At 72.4% G+C, this 17,658-nt stretch carries 15 protein-coding genes and 1 pseudogene; 5 read left to right on the top strand and 11 right to left on the bottom strand.

Annotation, left to right across the window (positions count from 1 at the left end):
- Positions 1-13: 13 nt before the first annotated feature.
- From polA to ACTJK8_RS14155, 6 genes are all read right to left on the bottom strand, one after another.
- Complete coding sequence (gene polA, locus ACTJK8_RS14130; RefSeq protein WP_440762084.1) at positions 14-3,196, bottom strand: DNA polymerase I; 3,183 nt, start codon at positions 3,194-3,196, stop codon at positions 14-16.
- A 22-nt stretch (positions 3,197-3,218) separates the two neighbouring features.
- Entirely contained in the window at positions 3,219-3,578 is a 360-nt protein-coding gene (locus tag ACTJK8_RS14135; RefSeq protein ID WP_012320475.1) for a HepT-like ribonuclease domain-containing protein, read from the bottom strand.
- Positions 3,559-3,855 carry a nucleotidyltransferase family protein gene (locus ACTJK8_RS14140; protein WP_063111931.1) on the bottom strand — a complete coding sequence of 99 codons (297 nt, stop codon included), beginning with the start codon at positions 3,853-3,855 and terminating at the stop codon, positions 3,559-3,561. Before ACTJK8_RS14140 ends, ACTJK8_RS14135 begins: the two co-directional genes overlap by 20 nt.
- 60 nt (positions 3,856-3,915) lie before the next feature.
- Positions 3,916-5,397 carry a UdgX family uracil-DNA binding protein gene (locus tag ACTJK8_RS14145; RefSeq protein ID WP_175654082.1) on the bottom strand — a complete coding sequence of 494 codons (1,482 nt, stop codon included), beginning with the start codon at positions 5,395-5,397 and terminating at the stop codon, positions 3,916-3,918.
- Positions 5,397-6,608, bottom strand: a complete 1,212-nt coding sequence (locus ACTJK8_RS14150; RefSeq protein ID WP_012320478.1) for a putative DNA modification/repair radical SAM protein — start codon at positions 6,606-6,608, stop codon at positions 5,397-5,399. The genes ACTJK8_RS14145 and ACTJK8_RS14150 overlap by 1 nt, the downstream gene beginning before the upstream one ends.
- Positions 6,609-6,684: 76 nt before the next feature.
- Complete coding sequence (locus ACTJK8_RS14155; protein ID WP_024829254.1) at positions 6,685-7,221, bottom strand: regulatory protein RecX; 537 nt, start codon at positions 7,219-7,221, stop codon at positions 6,685-6,687.
- A gap of 224 nt (positions 7,222-7,445) precedes the next feature.
- Here ACTJK8_RS14155 and ACTJK8_RS14160 point away from each other — a divergent pair, with 224 nt between their 5' ends.
- From ACTJK8_RS14160 to grpE, 3 genes are all read left to right on the top strand, one after another.
- Entirely contained in the window at positions 7,446-8,864 is a 1,419-nt protein-coding gene (locus ACTJK8_RS14160; RefSeq protein WP_012320480.1) for a TAXI family TRAP transporter solute-binding subunit, read from the top strand.
- Positions 8,865-8,915: 51 nt separating this feature from the next.
- Positions 8,916-11,708: a [protein-PII] uridylyltransferase gene (locus ACTJK8_RS14165; protein ID WP_024829253.1), complete on the top strand. Its 2,793-nt coding sequence runs from the start codon at positions 8,916-8,918 to the stop codon at positions 11,706-11,708.
- A 103-nt stretch (positions 11,709-11,811) separates the two neighbouring features.
- Positions 11,812-12,426, top strand: coding sequence for a nucleotide exchange factor GrpE (gene grpE, locus ACTJK8_RS14170; RefSeq protein WP_012320482.1), 615 nt, complete (start codon positions 11,812-11,814; stop codon positions 12,424-12,426).
- 19 nt (positions 12,427-12,445) lie between these two features.
- Here grpE and ACTJK8_RS14175 read toward each other — a convergent pair whose 3' ends face one another.
- The 4 genes from ACTJK8_RS14175 to ACTJK8_RS14190 form a co-directional block, all read right to left on the bottom strand.
- Complete coding sequence (locus tag ACTJK8_RS14175) at positions 12,446-12,823, bottom strand: hypothetical protein (RefSeq protein WP_058606212.1); 378 nt, start codon at positions 12,821-12,823, stop codon at positions 12,446-12,448.
- Between the two features lie 179 nt (positions 12,824-13,002).
- Complete coding sequence (locus tag ACTJK8_RS14180) at positions 13,003-13,740, bottom strand: outer membrane protein (protein WP_012320484.1); 738 nt, start codon at positions 13,738-13,740, stop codon at positions 13,003-13,005.
- 36 nt (positions 13,741-13,776) lie between these two features.
- The gene (locus ACTJK8_RS14185; protein WP_012320485.1) at positions 13,777-13,905 is read right to left on the bottom strand and encodes a hypothetical protein; all 129 of its coding nucleotides are present in this window, start codon (positions 13,903-13,905) and stop codon (positions 13,777-13,779) included.
- Positions 13,902-14,231, bottom strand: coding sequence for a hypothetical protein (locus ACTJK8_RS14190; RefSeq protein ID WP_012320486.1), 330 nt, complete (start codon positions 14,229-14,231; stop codon positions 13,902-13,904). Before ACTJK8_RS14190 ends, ACTJK8_RS14185 begins: the two co-directional genes overlap by 4 nt.
- 152 nt (positions 14,232-14,383) lie before the next feature.
- Here ACTJK8_RS14190 and ACTJK8_RS14195 point away from each other — a divergent pair, with 152 nt between their 5' ends.
- Both ACTJK8_RS14195 and ACTJK8_RS14200 read left to right on the top strand, forming a co-directional pair.
- Positions 14,384-15,229: a DUF6502 family protein gene (locus tag ACTJK8_RS14195; RefSeq protein WP_440762085.1), complete on the top strand. Its 846-nt coding sequence runs from the start codon at positions 14,384-14,386 to the stop codon at positions 15,227-15,229.
- 11 nt (positions 15,230-15,240) lie between these two features.
- Complete coding sequence (locus ACTJK8_RS14200; RefSeq protein ID WP_070999967.1) at positions 15,241-16,557, top strand: DUF5666 domain-containing protein; 1,317 nt, start codon at positions 15,241-15,243, stop codon at positions 16,555-16,557.
- A 43-nt stretch (positions 16,558-16,600) separates the two neighbouring features.
- On the opposite strand, the pseudogene ada reads toward ACTJK8_RS14200, so the two are convergent.
- A pseudogene (gene ada, locus ACTJK8_RS14205) lies at positions 16,601-17,643 on the bottom strand (bifunctional DNA-binding transcriptional regulator/O6-methylguanine-DNA methyltransferase Ada).
- Positions 17,644-17,658: the final 15 nt, after the last annotated feature.

Below are 17,658 nucleotides of genomic sequence, written 5' to 3' on the forward strand. Positions count from 1 at the left end.
CCGACCCGACCCGTCAATGCGCCTCCTGCCAGTTGCCCGCCGCGTTGGCCTCGACCACGAGCGGCACCTTCAGCGTCAGGGCCGGCGCCGGCGCCTCTTCCATGACGCCGCGGATGATCGGGATCGTCCGCTCCACCTCGTCCTCGGCGACCTCGAAGACCAGCTCGTCGTGCACCTGCAGCAGCATGCGGGCGTTCAGCTTCTTGGCGGCGAGCGCCGCCTCCATCCGAGTCATGGCCCGGCGGATGATGTCGGCGGCCGAGCCCTGGATCGGCGCGTTGATCGCCTGCCGCTCGACGCTGGCCCGCTCGGAGGGGTTGTTGGAGCGGATCTGCGGGTAGTGGCACACCCGGCCGAACAGGGTGGTGACGTAGCCCTTGTCGCGGCAGCTCTTCTTGGTGGTCTCGATGTAGTCCCGGATGCCCGGGAACTGCTCGAAATACTGCTTGATGAACGCCGAGGCCTCCTCGCGGCCGATGCCGAGCCGGTCGGCGAGGCCGAAGGCCGAGATGCCGTAGATGATGCCGAAGTTGATGGTCTTCGCCCGGCGCCGCAGGTCGGGGGTCATCTCCTTGAGCGGCACGCCGAACATCGCCGAGGCGGTCGCCGCGTGGATGTCGATGCCGTCCTCGAACGCCTTCCGGAGTTCCGGGATGTCGGCCATGTGGGCGAGCAGCCGCAGCTCGATCTGCGAGTAGTCGGCCGAGATCAGCCGGTTGCCGGGCGCCGCCACGAAGGCGCGGCGGATGCGCCGCCCCTCCTCGGTGCGGATCGGGATGTTCTGCAGGTTCGGCTCGGAGGAGGACAGCCGCCCCGTGGTGGTGGCCGCCAGCGAGAACGAGGTGTGGACCCGCGCCGTCTCGCGGTCGGCGTGGGCCTGGAGCGCGTCCGTGTAGGTGGATTTCAGCTTCGACAGCTGCCGCCATTCCAGGATCTTCTTGGGAAGTTCGTGGCCCGCCTGGGCGAGCTCCTCGAGCAGGGTCGCGGGCGTCGCCCACTGGCCGGACGGCGTCTTCTTGGCCCCCGGCAGGCCCATCTTGCCGAACAGGATGTCGCCGATCTGCTTCGGCGAGCCGACCGAGAACTTATCGCCGGCATCCTCCTGGATCTCCTCCTCCAGGCGGACGAGGATCTGCGAGAAATCCCCCGACAGGCGGCTCAGCATCTCCCGGTCGACGCGGATGCCGCGCTGCTCCATCCGGGCGATCACCGGCAGCAGGGGCCGCTCCAGGGTCTCGTAGACGGCGACCCGGTGCTCGGCCACGAGGCGCGGCTTCATCATCCGCCACAGGCGCAGGGTGACGTCGGCGTCCTCGGCCGCGTAGGCGGTGGCCTTGTCGATCGCGACGCGGTCGAAGGTCACCTTGTTGCGGCCGGTGCCGGCCACGTCCGAGAAGGTGATCGGCTGGTGGCCGAGATGCCGGCGGGCCAGCTCGTCCATGCCGTGGCCGCCCTTGCCGGCGTCGAGCACGTACGAGATCAGCATCGTGTCGTCGAACGGCGCGACCTCGATGCCGTAGCGGGCGAGCACCACCCAGTCGTACTTGAGGTTCTGGCCGACCTTCAGGACCCCCGGGTTCTCGAGGAGCGGCTTCAGCCGGGCGACGGCCTCCTTCAGGGGGATCTGGCCCGGCACCGGCTCGACCACGTCGGACGGCGCGGCGCCCTCGCCGAACAGGTCGGTGGCGTCGGCCTGCACCTTGGCGGCCTGAACGTGGGCCAGCGGGATGTAGCAGGCCCGGCCGGTGGCGACCGCCAGCGAGACGCCGACGAGGCCGGCCCTGTGGGCGTCGAGGCTGTCGGTCTCGGTGTCGACCGCGATCACGCCGGCCTCCTCGGCCTCGGCGATCCAGGCGTCGAGCTGCTCCAGCGACGAGACCGTCTCATAGGCGGCGGTGTCGAACGGCGCCACGGATTCCGCGGCCCGGGCCGCCACCACGTTGCCGGGTGTCGCCTCGACGGGCGCCCGGGGCTTGGCGGGCGCGTCCGGCAGGTCGAGATCGGCGAAGGGATCGATCTCGCCGCCCTCCGGCGGGGCGGCGCCCGGCGGGCGCTCGGCCCCGGCGGCCGCGGTCTCGGGATCCGGCGGCACGGAATCGCCGAAGAACGGCACCGCGTCGCTGCCGCCGGCGGCGTTGCCGTAGCCGTGCGGCCGGGCGCCCGGCAGGAGCCGCGGGTCGGGCTTCACCGCCTCGGGGTCGACGTGCAGCATCTGGGCGATGCGGCGCGTCAGCGTGTTGAACTCCATCGCCTTGAGGAAGCCGACCAGCTTCTCGGGATTGGGCTGGGGCACGCCGAGATCGTCCAGCGGCACCGGGACGGGCACGTCCTCCATCAGCGCCACGAGCCTGCGCGACAGCTTGGCCTGATCGACGTTGGCGAGCAGCGTCTCCCGCCGCTTGGGCTGCTTGATCTCGCCCGCCCGCTCCAGCAGGGCCTCCAGGCTGCCGAACTCCTTGATCAGCGCCGCGGCCGTCTTCAGGCCGATGCCGGGCACGCCCGGCACGTTGTCGGAGGTGTCGCCGATGAGCGCCAGCGCGTCGCCGATCTGGTTCGGCTGCAGGCCCTCCCACTTGGCGACGATCGCCTCGACGTCGAGGTTGCGCTCGGGCCGGTAGCCGGGCTTGCCCTTGGCGCCCGACTCGAAGTCGTAGAACCGGACCTGCGGCCCGACGAGCTGCATCAGGTCCTTGTCGGACGAGACGATGATGACGCCCGCGCCCCGCGCCTCGGCCTGGCGGGTGTAGGTGGCGATGAGGTCGTCGGCCTCGTAGCGCTCCAGCTCCACCGCGTGCAGGCCGAAGGCGCGCACCGCGTCGCGCATCAGCGGCATCTGCCGCTTCAGGTCGTCGGGCGCGTCCGGGCGGTGGCCCTTGTAGTCGGGGAACATCTCCTTGCGGAACGAGCCCTCGGACTTGTCGAAGACGATGCCGAGATGGGTCGGCATCGTGCCGGCGGCCCCGTCCTGCAGGAACTGCGCGATCTTGGTGCAGAACAGCCGCACGGCGCCGGTGGGTAGCCCGTCGGAGGGGCGCGAGTTGTACTTCTGGTCCTGATTGATCGACTGGAAATAGGCCCGGAAGATGAAGGACGAGCCGTCGACCAGGATCACCTGATCGCCGGGTCCGACGGGCTTGGTCTCGGGGCTCGAGTCGGGCTTCGCGTCGGGCTTCGAGTCGGGCTTCGAGTCGGTCATGGGCTCAGGCGGCTCGGGGCGATCAGGAGTCGGGCGCGCGGTCCAGCTCGGCGCGGCAGGCCGCGACGAGAACGGGCAACTCGTGGTGGACGGTGAGCCAGACGATGTCCAGCGTCACCCGATGATAGCTGTGGCGATAGACGCTCCCCGCATCCGCGATCTGACGCCACGGCACGTCGGGATATCGGGCTCTCGTCTCGGCGCTCAATCGGCGGCTCGCCTCCGAGATGATCTCCAGGCAGCGCACGACCGCGAAGTGGGTGCGCTCGTCTGCCTCGAACGTCTCGAGCGTGAATCCCGCCACGAAGCGCGCGACGCGCTCCGCGTTGGCGATCATGTCGGCGCAGGCGGCCCGCTCGCGTTCAGAAGGCGGAAACGGCATCGCGCTCCGCGTGCGTGCGAACCCGATCCTTCAGGGCCGCCCGATCCGCCACGTCGACCCGGATCGGAAAGAGATCATCGATGAAGTGGCACAGACCGACATAGCCGAAGAGACCGCCCACGACCGACACATCGATCTCGATCATCACGTCGAGATCGCTGTCGGCCCGCGCCTCCCCCCGGGCAACCGAACCGAACAAGGCCGCGTGCAGCACGCCGCGGCGGCGCAGTTCCACCTCGTTGGCGCGCAGGATGTCGAGGGCGTCGAGCTTGTCCATGGCGGCGGGACCGGAGGGAATCGGCGGCCGCCAGCATAGCAGAACCGCGGCAGGGGAGGATCAGGCCGCGAGCTCGCGCCCGAGCGCCTCCACCCGGCGCAGGTCGTCCACGAAGGCCGCGTAGGCCTCCGCCTTCGCCTCGTCCGGCAGCCGGAGCAGGTAGGACGGGTGGACCGTGATGAAGCCCTGGAAGCGGTTGTCGTGCCGGTCGAAGCGGAACGGGCCGCGCGCCCGGGTGATCGGGATCGCCTTGCCGGTCAGCGCCAGGACGGCGGTCGCGCCGAGTGCCACCACGAGCTTCGGGCCGACGAATTCGAGTTCCCGGTCGAGCCACCACCGATAGTGGCTGACCTCGCCGGCGGTCGGCTTCTGGTGGATGCGGCGCTTGCCGCGCTCCTCGAACTTGAAATGCTTGACCGCGTTCGTCAGGTAGCTCGTGCCCCGGTCGATCCCGGCCTCCGCCATGGCGCGGGAGAGCAATTGGCCGGCGGGCCCGACGAAGGGGCGGCCCTGCCGGTCCTCCTGGTCGCCGGGCTGCTCGCCCACGAAGGCCACTGTTGCGCCGACCGGGCCCTCGCCGAGCACGGCCTGGGTGGCGCCGGGGACCAGCGGCTCGGTCCGGCGGATGATCGCGTTCAGCTCCTCCAGGGTCTTCGGATCCTGGTCGGCCATGGCGGCGACGGCCCGGGCGGGTTCGCGGCGTGTGGGCAAGGTCGGCTCCCTCTCGATCATGGCTACGGTGCGCCCGGCCGCCGCCCGGACCAGGGCGGGGATCGCGGCCGTCTCGGGCATGTTGTGCCAGTACTTCTTGGGCATCTCCGCCCGCATGGCCTTCAGGTTGGTGCGGGCCGGGTTGAACGTGCTCTCGTAGTAGGTCTGCCAACCCGCCTCGAAGCCGTCGCCCTCGGGGAGCTGCGCGCGGTCCCCGGCCGGCCCGAAGGTCAGGGTCTCGGTGTCCCAGTGGGCGGATCCGTCGGGGGTCAGGATCGACCAGCGCATCCCGCGGAAGCGGTTCACGAAGAACGGCGCCGCCGCCTCGAGGATGTGGTGGTCCGGCTCGAACCACGCGACGTAGCGTTCGCCGTCCGGTCCCTCCGCCCGGCGGAAGCGCAGGAAGGCGTGCATCTTGTGGAGGTCGCGCCCGATCGCCTTCGCCATCCGGTGCAGGCGGTGGACCAGCGGGTCGCTGCCGACCTCCATCAGGTGCCGCTCGCCGCGGCAGACCCGCCAGACCAGCGCGTAGAGCAGGCCGTAGCGCTCCGGATCGCGGTGAGGGATCACCTGCGGGATCAGGCTGGCGACGGCCTTCGGCAGGACGAGCGGCGCTCCGGCGGCCGGCTCCCCGTCGCCGCCGAACAGGCCGGGCGAGTCCGTCACCGACCACGTCACGGCTCCGGGCGCGACGCCCTGCGCGACGAGGCTCCGGACGGCCTTGCGGAAACCGTCGAGATCGGCGCCGGGGCGCAGCGTGACGGCGCGCGGCGACCGTGGATCCGCCCCGTCACCGCGGGGCGAGGGACGCGGCGCGTGCCCCACCCCCATCAGAACAGGCTCAGCTGCGCCGCGGGCTCGACCAGCCGCGCCCGGAGGTCGAGCCGGTCCGTGAGCGCGACGGGGCGATGATCGGCGGCCACGAGGAACGGCCGCGCCCGCTTCAATCCGGAGGTCAGCCGGGCGACGTCGTCGAGGCGCAAGGTCGCGTGGCGGCGCGCCCGGATGATCTTGTCGACCGCCCGCGCCCCGAGCCCCGGCACCCGCAGCAGCCATTCCCGGTCGGCGCGGTTCACGTCCACGGGGAACTTGTCCCGGTGCTTGAGCGCCCAGGCGAGCTTCGGGTCGATGTCGAGGGCCAGCATCCCGCCCTCGGAGGCGTCGGCCACCTCGTCGGGGGTGAACTCGTAGTACCGGAGCAGCCAGTCGGCCTGGTACAGGCGGTGCTCGCGCTGCAGCGGCGGCGGCTTCGGCGGCAGGATCGCGGACCCGTCCGGGATCGGGCTGAAGGCGGAGTAGTAGACCCGCTTCAGGCCGACGCTGCCGTAGAGGAGCGCGCTCTTGCGGATCAGCGCCTCGTCGGTGGTGGCATCCGCCCCGACGATCACCTGCGTCGAGTGGCCGGCCGGCGAGAAGCGGCGCTTCTCCGCCTTGGCCTGCACGATGCGCTCGCCGATCTGCGCCATCGCCCCCTGGATCGCGGCGCCGTCCTTCTCGGGCGCGAGCCGCTCCAGGCTCGCCTCGGTCGGCAGCTCGACGTTGATCGAGAGGCGGTCGGCGTAGAGGCCGGCCTCCTCGATCAGCCAGGGGCTCGCCTCCGGGATCGACTTGAGGTGGATGTAGCCGGCGAAGCCGTGGTCGCGCCGCAGCGACTTCGCCACGCGGGTCAGGAGCTCCATCGTGTGATCCGGCGACTTGATGATGCCGGAGGAGAGGAACAGGCCCTCGATGTAGTTGCGCCGGTAGAAGTTCAGGGTGAGGTTCACGACCTCCTCCACGGTGAACTTCGCCCGCCGCACGTTCGAGGAGCGCCGGTTCACGCAGTAGGCGCAGTCGAACAGGCACCAGTTGGTCAGCAGGATCTTGAGGAGCGAGACGCACCGTCCGTCCGGCGTGTAGGCGTGGCAGATCCCGGCGCCGGTGGTCGACCCGAGCCCGTCCTTGCCGGCCGCCCGCTTCGGCGCGGCCGAGGAGGCGCAGGAGGCGTCGTACTTGGCCGCGTCCGCGAGGATGCGCAGCTTCTTGGCCAGGGTCTCGTCCATCGAACAGACAATGAACAACGCGGCGGAAGGTGCAAGGCCGGCGCGGCCCTCGCCCCGGGCCGCGATGCCGCACCCGTCACGCAGGCGCGTCGGGTTCTTCGGTCTCCCGGTCGACCACCCGGCGGGCGAGGCCGTAGGCGAAGCCGGCCCGGGCCAGGGCGGCGAGGTCCCGGTCGCGGTGCGCCGCCCGCTGGTCCGGGCGGCGATACGGGCCGAGGCGTCGCCGCTTGGCGTAGGCCTGCGCGGCCTGCTCCTCGACCGCGTCCGCCTCCCCGACCGGCAGGGCGTCGCGCTCCGCCAGCATGGCGGCCTCGACGACGTCGCGCGGGACCCCCTTGGCGGCGAGCTTGGCCGAGACGCCGCGGCTCGACGTGCCGCGGCGGCGCAGGGTGGCGAGGCGGGTATCGGCGAAGCGCGCGTCGTCCACGAGGCCGGCCGACACCGCCCGCGCCACGGTCGCCGTCACGAGGTCGGCGAAGCGTTCGGGATCCTCGCCCCGGGCCCGCGCCCGCTTCTGCACGCGGCGCGCGAGCGTCCGGCGCAGCATCTCGGTCGAGGCGCTGTAGCGCTCCAGGTAATGGAGCGCCGCCCGCTCGAGCCAGGCCGGGCTCACGGGGCCGGGCGGCTTGATCTCCCGGTCGCGACGTTCTGGCGCAGATCCTGCAACGAATGGAGATTTCACCGGTTCTTCACGATCTCGACAGGTTTGCGTTCCATGACTCGGGTATGGAACGCGCGCAACGCGACAGGCTCGGCCATGGCCCGAACCACCGTTCTTCGCCCGGCACGCCGCAGGGCCGATGGCACCGGCGGCTGCACGGCGCGGCGGCTATTCTGATGCGGCGCGAGTGGCTCCTGGTCCTCGTGGCCCTGGGGCTCGCCGCGGCCGCCGCCGCGATCGTCTACCTGTCACGCCCGAACACCCTTACGGTGGCGGTGGGCCCGCAGGACGGGCCAGAGGCCGCGCTGATCGAGGCCTACGCCGGCGCCCTCGACCGGGCACGGGAGGATGTCCGGCTCAAGGTGGTGCGCTACGGCGACGTGCGCGACAGCGCCCTCGCGCTGCAGCGGAACAAGGCCGACCTCGCGGTGGTGCGGCCGGACGTGTTCCTGCCCGAGAACGGGCTGACCCTGGCGATCCTGCACGACGAGGCCCTGGTCATCGCGGCGCCCGAGGCGGCCGATATCGACGACGTGCCCGCCCTGGCGCGCAAGCGGCTCGGCATCGTGGTCCGCCACAGCGCCGACCTGTCGTTCCTCACGAACCTGCTCTCCTTCTACGACCTCGTGCCGGACAGCGCGGGCGAGGACGCGGCGGAGGCCGGCCACGCCGCCGAGGCGGAGCCCGGTCACGTGGTCGTGGTGCCCCTGAAGGTCGGCGACGTCACGGCCGCGCTCGCCGAGAAGCGCGTCGACGCCGTGGCGGTGATCGCGAGCCCGGCCTCCAAACCGGCCGCCGCGGTGGTCCGCGCCGTCGAGCTGGGCTCGCCGGACCGGAAGGTCGGGTTCGTCTCGATCCCTGACGGCGACGCGATCCTGCAGCGCTTCCCCGAGCTGCAATCGGTGACGATCCCGGCCGGCACCTTCGGTGGCCGTCCGAAGCGGCCCGACGAGGAGATCAAGACCGTCGGCGCCTCCTATCGGCTGATGGCCCGGGGCACGGTCAGCCGCGTCGCGGTCGCCTCGGCGACGCAGCACCTGTTCGAGTGGCGCTCGCGGCTCGCCTCGACCGCGCCGGTGGCCAAGCTGATGAAGGCGCCGGACTTCGACACGACGGTGGCGGCGACCTCGGCCCGCCTGCCGAACCACCCCGGCGCCGTCGACTATTTCGAGCGCGAGCAGCAGACCTTCCTCGACCGCTACGAGGACTACATCTACCTGTTCGCCTTCTTCGGCGGCACGATCGGCTCCGGCTTCGCCTGGATCGGCCAGCGCCTCGCCCGCAAGCGCCGGGAGCGCGTCGATTTCGTCCTCGACCGGCTGCTCGACATCATGCGCGAGGTGCGCGCGGCGACCAGCGCCGCCGAACTCGACGCGATCGCGATCGAGACCGACGGGCTGGTGGCCGACGTCGTCTGCTACGCCCGCGAGCGCAGCATCGACGCGCGGACGGTCAGCGCCCTGATCCTGGCGGTCGACGGCGTGCACGCGGCCATCGCCGACGCGCGGCGTCAGACGAGCGAGACCGAGCCCCGGGCCGCGACCCGCAACCGCACGGCGCGGCTGCTCGCCCTCGACCTGCCGGCCGCGGAATAGCGGCGGGCGCCGCATGGCTGGCGGCGTAGGGATATCATGCTAACGGGAACCATGTTCGATCCCGTCGCCGCCCTCGATACGGTCCTTGAGAACCTCGACCGCGAGGCCCGCGAGCCCACCAAGCTCCGGGCCGCGCTGGTGCCGCAGCTGCGCCGGGTGATCGAGGAGGGCCACCGGGCCGCCGAGGCGCAGCTCCTCGAGGATCGCAACGGGCTGCTCTGCGCGCAGACGCTGTCGAACCTCACCGACGCGGTGGTCCGGGCGATCCACGACGCCGTGGTCTGGCGGCTCTACCCCAACGACAACCCGTCGACCGGCGAGCAGCTCGCCGTGGTCGCCACCGGCGGCTACGGCCGGGGCACGATGGCGCCGGGCTCGGACATCGATCTGCTGTTCCTGCTGCCCTACAAGCAGACCGCGTGGTCCGAGAGCGTCGTCGAGGGGATGCTCTACGTCCTGTGGGACCTGAAGCTGAAGGTCGGTCACGCCACCCGCTCGGTCGAGGAGTGCCTGCGCGAGGCGCGGGCCGACATGACGATCCGCACCGCCCTCCTGGAGGCGCGGTTCCTGTTCGGCACCCGTGTCCTCTACGAGGAGCTCGTGACGCGCTTCGACGCCGAACTCGTGGTCGGCTCCGCCGCCGAGTTCGTGGAGGCGAAGCTGCGCGAGCGCGACATGCGCGTGTCCAAGGCCGGCACCTCGCGCTACCTCGTCGAGCCCAACGTCAAGGACGGCAAGGGCGGCCTGCGCGACCTGAACACGCTGTTCTGGATCGCCAAGTACACCTACCGGGTCCGCGACCAGATCGAGCTCGTGAGCGCCGGCCTGTTCACCCCGGAGGAGTACGCGCTGTTCGAGCGCTGCGAGGAGTTCCTGTGGCGGGTGCGCTGCCACATGCACTTCGCCACGAAGCGCGCCGAGGAGCGCCTGTCCTTCGGCCTGCAGCCGCGGATCGCCGAGCGCTTCGGCTACGAGGCCCGCGGCGGCCTCTCCGGCGTCGAGCGCTTCATGAAGGCCTATTTCCGCATCGCCAAGGATGTCGGCGATCTCACCGCCATCGTCTGCGCGGAGCTGGAGGCGCGCCACGCCAAGCGCACGCCGGTGCTCGACCGCTGGATCGGCCGGTTCCGCGACCGCTTCCGGGCGACCGCCATGGAGGCGGAGGATTTCTGGATCGACCACGGCCGGGTGAACCTGCGCGCGGAGGACGCCTTCGAGCGCGACCCGGTCAACCTGATCCGGCTGTTCTGGCTCGCCGACCGGCACAACCTCGCGATCCACCCGGATGCCAAGCGGCTGGCCAACCGGTCCCTGCGCCTCGTCAACCCGTCGCTGCGCGTGGACCCCGAGGCAAACCGGCTGTTCGTCGAGATCCTGACCTCGCGGAACGCGCCGGAGGAGGCGCTGCGCGAGATGAACGAGGCGGGCGTGCTCGGCCGGTTCATCCCGGATTTCGGCCGCATCGTCGCGATGATGCAGTTCAACATGTATCACCACTTCACCGTGGACGAGCACCTGCTGCGCTCGGTCGGCGTGCTGGCGGACATCGAGTCGGGCCGTGCCCAGGAGACCTACCCGCTGGTCTCGCGCCTCGTGCACTCGATCCACAACCGCACCGCGCTCTACGTGGCGATCCTGCTGCACGACATCGCCAAGGGCCGGCCGGAGGATCACTCCATCGCGGGCGCCGCCATCGCCGAGAAGCTCTGCCCGCGCTTCGGCCTGAACCAGGCCGAGACCGAGACGGTGCGCTGGCTCGTCGAACACCACCTGCTGATGTCGATGACCGCGCAGAGCCGCGACCTCTCGGACGCCAAGACCATCGAGCGTTTCGCCGCGAGCGTGCAGAGCCTGGAGCGGCTGAAGCTCCTGACCATCCTGACGGTGGCCGACATCACCGCCGTGGGGCCCGGCGTCTGGACAGCCTGGAAGGGCACGCTGCTCCGCACGCTCTACGACGAGACCGAGGTCTACCTGTCGGGCGGCCATTCCGAGATCGCCCGCACCGACCGGGTGCGCCTCGTCCAGATGGGCCTGCGGGAGCAGCTGCCCGGCTGGGGCTCGGAGGAGTTCGACACCTACGCGGCCCGCCACAGCCAGGCCTACTGGCTCAAGGTCGACGGCACGCGCCAGCTCAAGAACGCGATCTTCCTGCGCGACGTCGTGCGCGACGGGCGGACCAGCGCGACCGACGTGGCCCTCGATCCCGTCCGGGGCGTGACCGAGATCACGGTCTACTCGCCGGACCATCCCCGCCTGCTCGCCATCGTCACCGGCGCCTGCGCGGCGGCCGGCAGCAACATCGTCGACGCGCAGATCTTCACCACCACGGACGGGTTCGCCCTCGACACGATCTTCATCTCCCGCGCCTTCGAGCGCGACGACGACGAGCTGCGGCGGACCAAGCGCATCACCGCGGCGATCGAGCGGGCGCTCAAGGGGGAGATCAAGATCGCCGACCTCGTGGCCGACAAGCACCCGCCGACGAGCACCCGCGCCAAGACCTTCCCGGTCCCGCCGGACGTCATCATCGACAACGCCCTGTCGAGCCGGGAGACCGTGGTGGAGATCACCGGCCTCGACCGGCCGGGCCTGCTCTACGAGCTGACCACCGCCTTCAGCCGGCTGTCGCTCAACATCACGTCGGCGCACGTGGCGACCTTCGGCGAGCGCGCCGTAGACGTCTTCTACGTCACCGACCTGACCGGCACGCGGGTGACGCAGCCCGACCGCCAGGCCGCGATCCGGGCCGCCGTGATGGACGTGTTCGCGCACGACGTCGCGACCCTCAAGGCCGAGGGTCTGGAGGCGCTCGTGGCGGCGCCGCCGCCGCGCGAGGCGTGAGCGTGCGGGTTGATTTCGCGGCCCCGTGGCCAGATATCAGCGCCGATTCCATCATCCCTCACCGATTCCCGCCCACGACTGAAACGTGATGACGAGCAACGACATGCCCCAGGATGACCAGCGCCAGACCACGGTCGAAGCCGGTGCCGGCGCGGCCCAGGATCCCGCGCCCGCGGGTCAGGGCAGCGAGTCGGCCACCGTCGATCCGGTCGCGGAGGCCCTGGCCCTGCTGACCGCCGAGCGCGACGAGCTCAAGGACCGGACGCTGCGCACCCTCGCCGAGATGGAGAACCTGCGCCGCCGGACGGAGCGCGAGGTCGCCGACGCGCGCGCCTACGCGGTGACCAACTTCGCCCGGGACGTGCTCAACGTCGCCGACAACATCCGCCGCGCCCTCGACAGCGTCCCGGCCGACGCGAAGGCCACGGCCGACGGCGCCCTGAAGGGGCTGATCGACGGGATCGAGCTCACCGAGCGCGACCTCGCCAAGACCCTCGAGCGCCACGGCGTCAAGATCGTCGAGCCGCAGGGCCAGAAGTTCGACCCGAACCGCCATCAGGCGATGTTCGAGGTGCCGAACGCGGAGGTTCCGGCCGGCACCGTCGTGCAGGTCGTGCAGGCGGGCTACGTCATCGGCGAGCGCGTGCTGCGCCCGGCCCTGGTCGGCGTCGCCAAGGGTGGCCCGAAGGCGGCCGCCAACCCGGCCGACGCCGCCTGAGCGGTCACCGCGGCGAGCCCTACTGACAGGGCAGCGCCGCGGCGAAATCCGAGATGAACTGCGCGGTCTGGCGGGTCTGGGCCGGCGCGGCCGGATCCCGGGCGACGAGCCCCGCCTCGACGCGGAGGCGGTGGTTGCAGGCGCAGGTCGGCAGCGTTCCCGCGGTCGGCTCGGGGGAGCAGGCGTCGTGGTGCGCGCAGGCGAGGTCCAGCGCGTCGATCGGCGGGTAGCCGGGGCCGCGGCTGCCGGGGCCGCAGAAGTTCCCGTAGATCAGGATGGCGCCCCGCCCGGCGGGCCCGGGCGGGACGATCTCCTGGGCCCGCGCCGGGACGGCGCAGGCGGCGAGCGCGACGGCGAGCAGCCTTGTCGTGAGGGAGATCGTGCTGGGAATGCTCACGGCCGATCCTCTCGGAGAGAGACCCTGGTCCCGCGGGGTGCGACCCGCGCGGTATCCGGCTTCACCGACAGCCCTCGGCCGTGGACAGGCTCGCGCGGCCGACGGATTCGCGAAGCCGAACGCCGGGCATTGCGGCCCAGCCCGGCCGTCCCGTCAAGCTCTCGGCCTGCGAATACTACTCAGAATCGGTAATTCACACCGGCCCGGACCAACGCGAGGCCGGAATCCTGTTTGCCGGCGCCATAAAATGCCGGAACACTGGCGTTGTAGTACGTGGCGGCGGTCGTTCCGCGGCCGAGATGGAGGTAGAGGGCCTCCACCTTGGCGGAGAGCTTCTCGGTGAAGGCGTACTCGATGCCGCCGCCGGCCGCGTAGCCGGTCCGGTCGGTCGACGGCAGGGTGTAGGGGTAGGAGGCCGCGTAGGTCGAGCGCGCCCCGCCGCCGTACGCGAAGCCGCCGGTGCCGTAGACGAGGACCCGGTCGAACGCGTAGCCGAGCCGGGCGCGGACCGTGCCGAAATAGTCGAGGCTCGGTCGGACGCTGTAGTACGGCGCGGTGCCGAGATAGGCGGCGTCCGCCTTGGCGAAGGCCGTCCCCTGGATGTCGGTCTCGACGCCGACGACGACGCCGGAACCCGGCGTGAACTGATAGTTGTAGCCGACCTGGCCGCCGCCGGCGAAGCCGCCGGACCGGCCGCCGCCCGTGACGGTGCCGTAGGTGGGGTCGGTGAAGCCGCCGCTGCCGGTCGGGAACGCGTACCCGGCGTTCACGCCGGCGTAGAAGCCGGTCCAGGTGAAGACCGGCAGCGACGGCGGCGGCGGCGGCGGCGCGCGGCGGGGCAGATCCGCCGCCTGGGCGGCGAGGGCCAGGCAGCCGAAAGCGGCGCCCGCGAGGGCTGCGTGAATTCGAGCGTTCATGGGTGTCTCGTTCTGGAACGCGGCGGCGCCGCAGGATCAGAGGGCCAGGAGGAGCAGGCCGACGACGGTCACGGACAGGATCAGGCAGAGGGCGAGATCGAGGATGGCCGCTCCGCCGCAGGTCGGCACAGCGCGGGCGCTCCCGGAGACGAACAGGGCGTTCACGACCGGACCCACTGGTTCTCGTCGGAACGGGCCGCGATCCTCGCGGTCCGCGCGGCGCGCCCGGGCACGACGGCGTTCGAGGATGCCGCCGCCCCGCCTGAGGGGAAGGCGGGAGCGGCGGCCTGCGGCGCCCGCGATGAACTGGCGCGGTGGACCGTTTCCGCGACAGCGACACCGAGGACGGGCAGCGAGAGCGCGGCGACGACGCAGACGAGGCGCCGGAGCCGCGGAAGGGTGTCGCTCGGGCGCGGGCGGCCCGCCGGGGCCACGGGCAGCGTGAGCGGCGGCAGGGACTTCGCCACGAGGATGCGCGTTTCAACCGTCATCGGCCGGTGCCTCCGGACTGGCGTGGGAAATTTGACCACGAGATCGGTGTACGTGTGCAAAAATCCCACGTCAACGCGAAAAGCGCGCTCGCGTGTGCGCCGCCACACCCGGTGGGATTGTATCCCACGACGCGAGCCGTCACGATGCGCCGATGTCTGAGACTGCCGATACACCGCGGGAGGGCGCCAGCCTGCACGCGCCGCTGGCGCGGCTGCTGCGCCCTCTCGTGCGCCTGCTCGTCGCCCGCGGCATTACTTTCCCGGCGCTCACGGACCTGCTGCGCGAGCTCTACGTGAACGTCGCCGAGTACGACTTCGCTCTCACCGGCAAGGAGCAGACCGACAGCCGCGTCTCCCTCCTCACCGGCATCCACCGCAAGGAAGTTCGGCGCCTGCGGGGCGCCGGTGCTCCGGTCAGCGCCGTGCCGGCGGTCGTCTCCCGCACCAGTCGGATCATCGCCCGCTGGATCGCCGACCCGACCTTCACCGATCCGCAGGGCCAGCCCCTGAAGCTCCCGCGCACGGCCGAGGGCGGCGCGCCCTCGTTCGAGTCGCTGGTCGCGGGCGTGACGCGGGATCTCCGGCCCCGCGCTGTCCTCGACGAGTGGCTCGACCGCGGGCTGGCCTTCACCGATCCGCAGGACCGGATCGTGCTGGCGGAGGCCGCCTACGTCCCCCGTGGCGACGGCGCCGAGGTGCCGCAGCTCTACTATTTCGGCCGCAACCTGCACGACCACATCGCGGCCGCGGTCGCCAACATCGTCGGCGACGCGCCCCGCTTCCTGGAGCGGGCGGTCCACTACGACGGATTGTCCGAGGACCTCGCGATCAGGCTCGAGGAACGCGCCCGCGAGATCGCCATGGAGGCGCTGCAGCAGGCCAACCGGGAGGCGCACGCCGCCTGCCAGACCGATCCCGGCGGCACGCATCGCTGGAACTTCGGCCTCTACGTCTACACCGAGGCGGCGCCGCCGGCGCGGCAAGCGGACGAGCGGTGAGAGGCCGGCCGGTGCGCGCCTCGCTCAACCGCCGGTTCGTCCTGCGCCTGCTCGCTGGCGCCGCGACCCTGCTGCCCGGCACGATCCGGTCGCAGGAATCGCCGCGCGACCAGGGCATCGGCGGCACCGGCATGATGCGGACCGACGAGCCGCGGAACGGGTCCCTCGGCGAGGGCGACCGCGGCATCGGCGGCACCGGCGTGATCGGCACGATCCGCCGCTTCGGCTCGATCGTCGTCAACGACCTGCGCATCGCCTACCCACCCGAGGTGGAGGTGCGCATCGACGGCACGGCCGCGAGAGCCGCCGACCTGAAGATCGGGCAGGTCGTCCACGTGGTGGCGCGGTCCGAGGGCGGCGGGCTCGCCACGCGGCGGATCGACGTCACCAGCGAGGTGGTCGGGCCGGTGGAATCGGTCGCGCCGGGGCGGCTCGTGGTGCTCGGGCAACGGGTCTCGACCGCCGGTCTCAGCGGCGCGTGGCAGCCGGGCGCGCGGGTCGCGGTGAGCGGGCTGCGCCGGCCCGACGGCGTGATCGTGGCGAGCCTGATCGAGCCGCGGGATTCCGGTCCCGACCGCGTCGCCGGCCCGGTGCGGCGTCTCGCGGGCGGCCTCGGGATCGGCGGCCTCCGGCTCGCGGGCGCCGACGCCCTGCCGCCGGGCAAGCGCGCCCTGGTGACGGGCCGTGCTGCGAACGGAGTCCTCACCGTGACCAGCGCCGCGCAGGTCGGCCTGCCCTTCCCGCCGGGTCTGAAGCGGGTGTCGATCGAGGCCTATATCGGCCGGGCCGGCAGCGGGCTCGACATCGGCGCGGGCTACGCCGTGGCGGGCCGTCCGGTCGCGCGGGTTCCGCGCGACGGGAGCGTGCGGGCGGTGCTGACCGCGGCGATCGCGCGGGACGGGGACCTGACGGTGGAGCGGCTGCGGATCGAGAACCGCGTCGCGCCCGAGCCGCAGCAACCGGACGCCCCGCGGTTCGAGCGGGAGCGCGACCGGCTCGACCTGCGCAACCTCCCCGACGAGTTGCCCGGCCGCTTCGGCGCCGGGTCCGGCGGCCGCCAGGGTGGCCTGGGCGGCATCGGCGAGCCGCGCGGCCCCGCGATCGACACCCGGCCGGGCGGTGCGGTCGTCCCCGGATCGGAGGGCCCCGGCGGCTTCGGGGCGCCCCGCGGCGGCTTCGGCGGCGCGCCGTCCGCAGGCCCCGGGGCGTTCCCGGTCGGACCCGGGGGCTTCGGCGGGCCGCCCGGCGGACCCGGCCCGGCCCCGGGCGGAGGCGGCTTCGGCGGCGGCTTCGGCGGTCCTGGCGGTCCCGGCGGTGGTCGACGCTAGGGCAGCGTGTGCTGAGCACCGGAGCGCGCGGGACAGGGACGCTTCAGGCCTCCGCCTCCCGATCGAGCAGCGCGCGCTTGCGCGCGACGCCCCAGCGATAGCCCGACAGGGCGCCGTCCGAGCGCACGACGCGGTGGCACGGAATGGCCACCGCGACCGGGTTCGCCCCGCAGGCCTGCGCGACGGCGCGCGTCGCCGTCGGAAGGCCGATCGCCCGGGCGATCTCCGCGTAGGTCGCGGTGGAGCCGACCGGGATCTCGCGCAGCGCCGCCCAGACCCGCTGCTGGAACGCCGTGCCGCGAATGTCGAGCGGCAGGTCGAGGCCGGTGCCCGGGGCCTCCACGAACCCGATGACCTGCGCCATCCAGCCCTCGAAGGCCGGGTCGCCGCCCTCGATCTCCGCGGCGGGGAAGCGGTCCTGGAGATCGTGCAGGAGCGGCTCGGGCGCGTCCCCGAGGAGGATCGCGCAGACGCCCGCCTCGGTGGCGGCGACGAGGATCGCCCCGAGGCTGCAGGCGCCGATGCCGAACCGGATGCGCAGGCCCGCGCCGCCCGTCCGGTAGGCGGCGGGCGCCATGCCGAGGCGCGGCGCGCCACCCGCGTAGAACCGGCTCGCCGCGCCGTAGCCGGCCTCGTAGAGCGCCTCCGTCACCGACGCGGCGCCGGGCAGCCGCCGCGCCACCGCGGCGGCGCGGTGGGCGGCCGCGTAGGCCTTGGGGGTCACGCCGGTGACGTCCTTGAAAACCCGGTGGAAGTGGTAGGCGCTCAGGCCGGCGGCGCGCGCGAGCGCGGCGAGGGACGGCATCGTCTCGGCTGTCTCGATCGAGCGGCAGGCGCGGGCGACCGCCTCGGCCCGGCGCTCGGCGAGGGCGGGCTCGTCCGGACGACAGCGCCGGCACGGCCGGAAGCCGGCCGCCTCGGCCTCGGCGCAGGTCCGGTGGAAGCTGACATTNCGCAACTCGGCCGGCAGTACACCCCGGTGGTGCGGACCGCGTACACGAAGGTGCCGTCGGCCCGCGCGTCGCGGGCGGCGAGGGCTGCCCAGCGCGCGGCATCGTCGGGGTCTGTCGCGGGTACAGGGCTCATGGCGGCGGCACTATG

Source organism: Methylobacterium sp. 22177, from assembly GCF_052045615.1.
In the GTDB taxonomy this organism is placed as follows: Bacteria; Pseudomonadota; Alphaproteobacteria; order Rhizobiales; family Beijerinckiaceae; genus Methylobacterium; species Methylobacterium radiotolerans.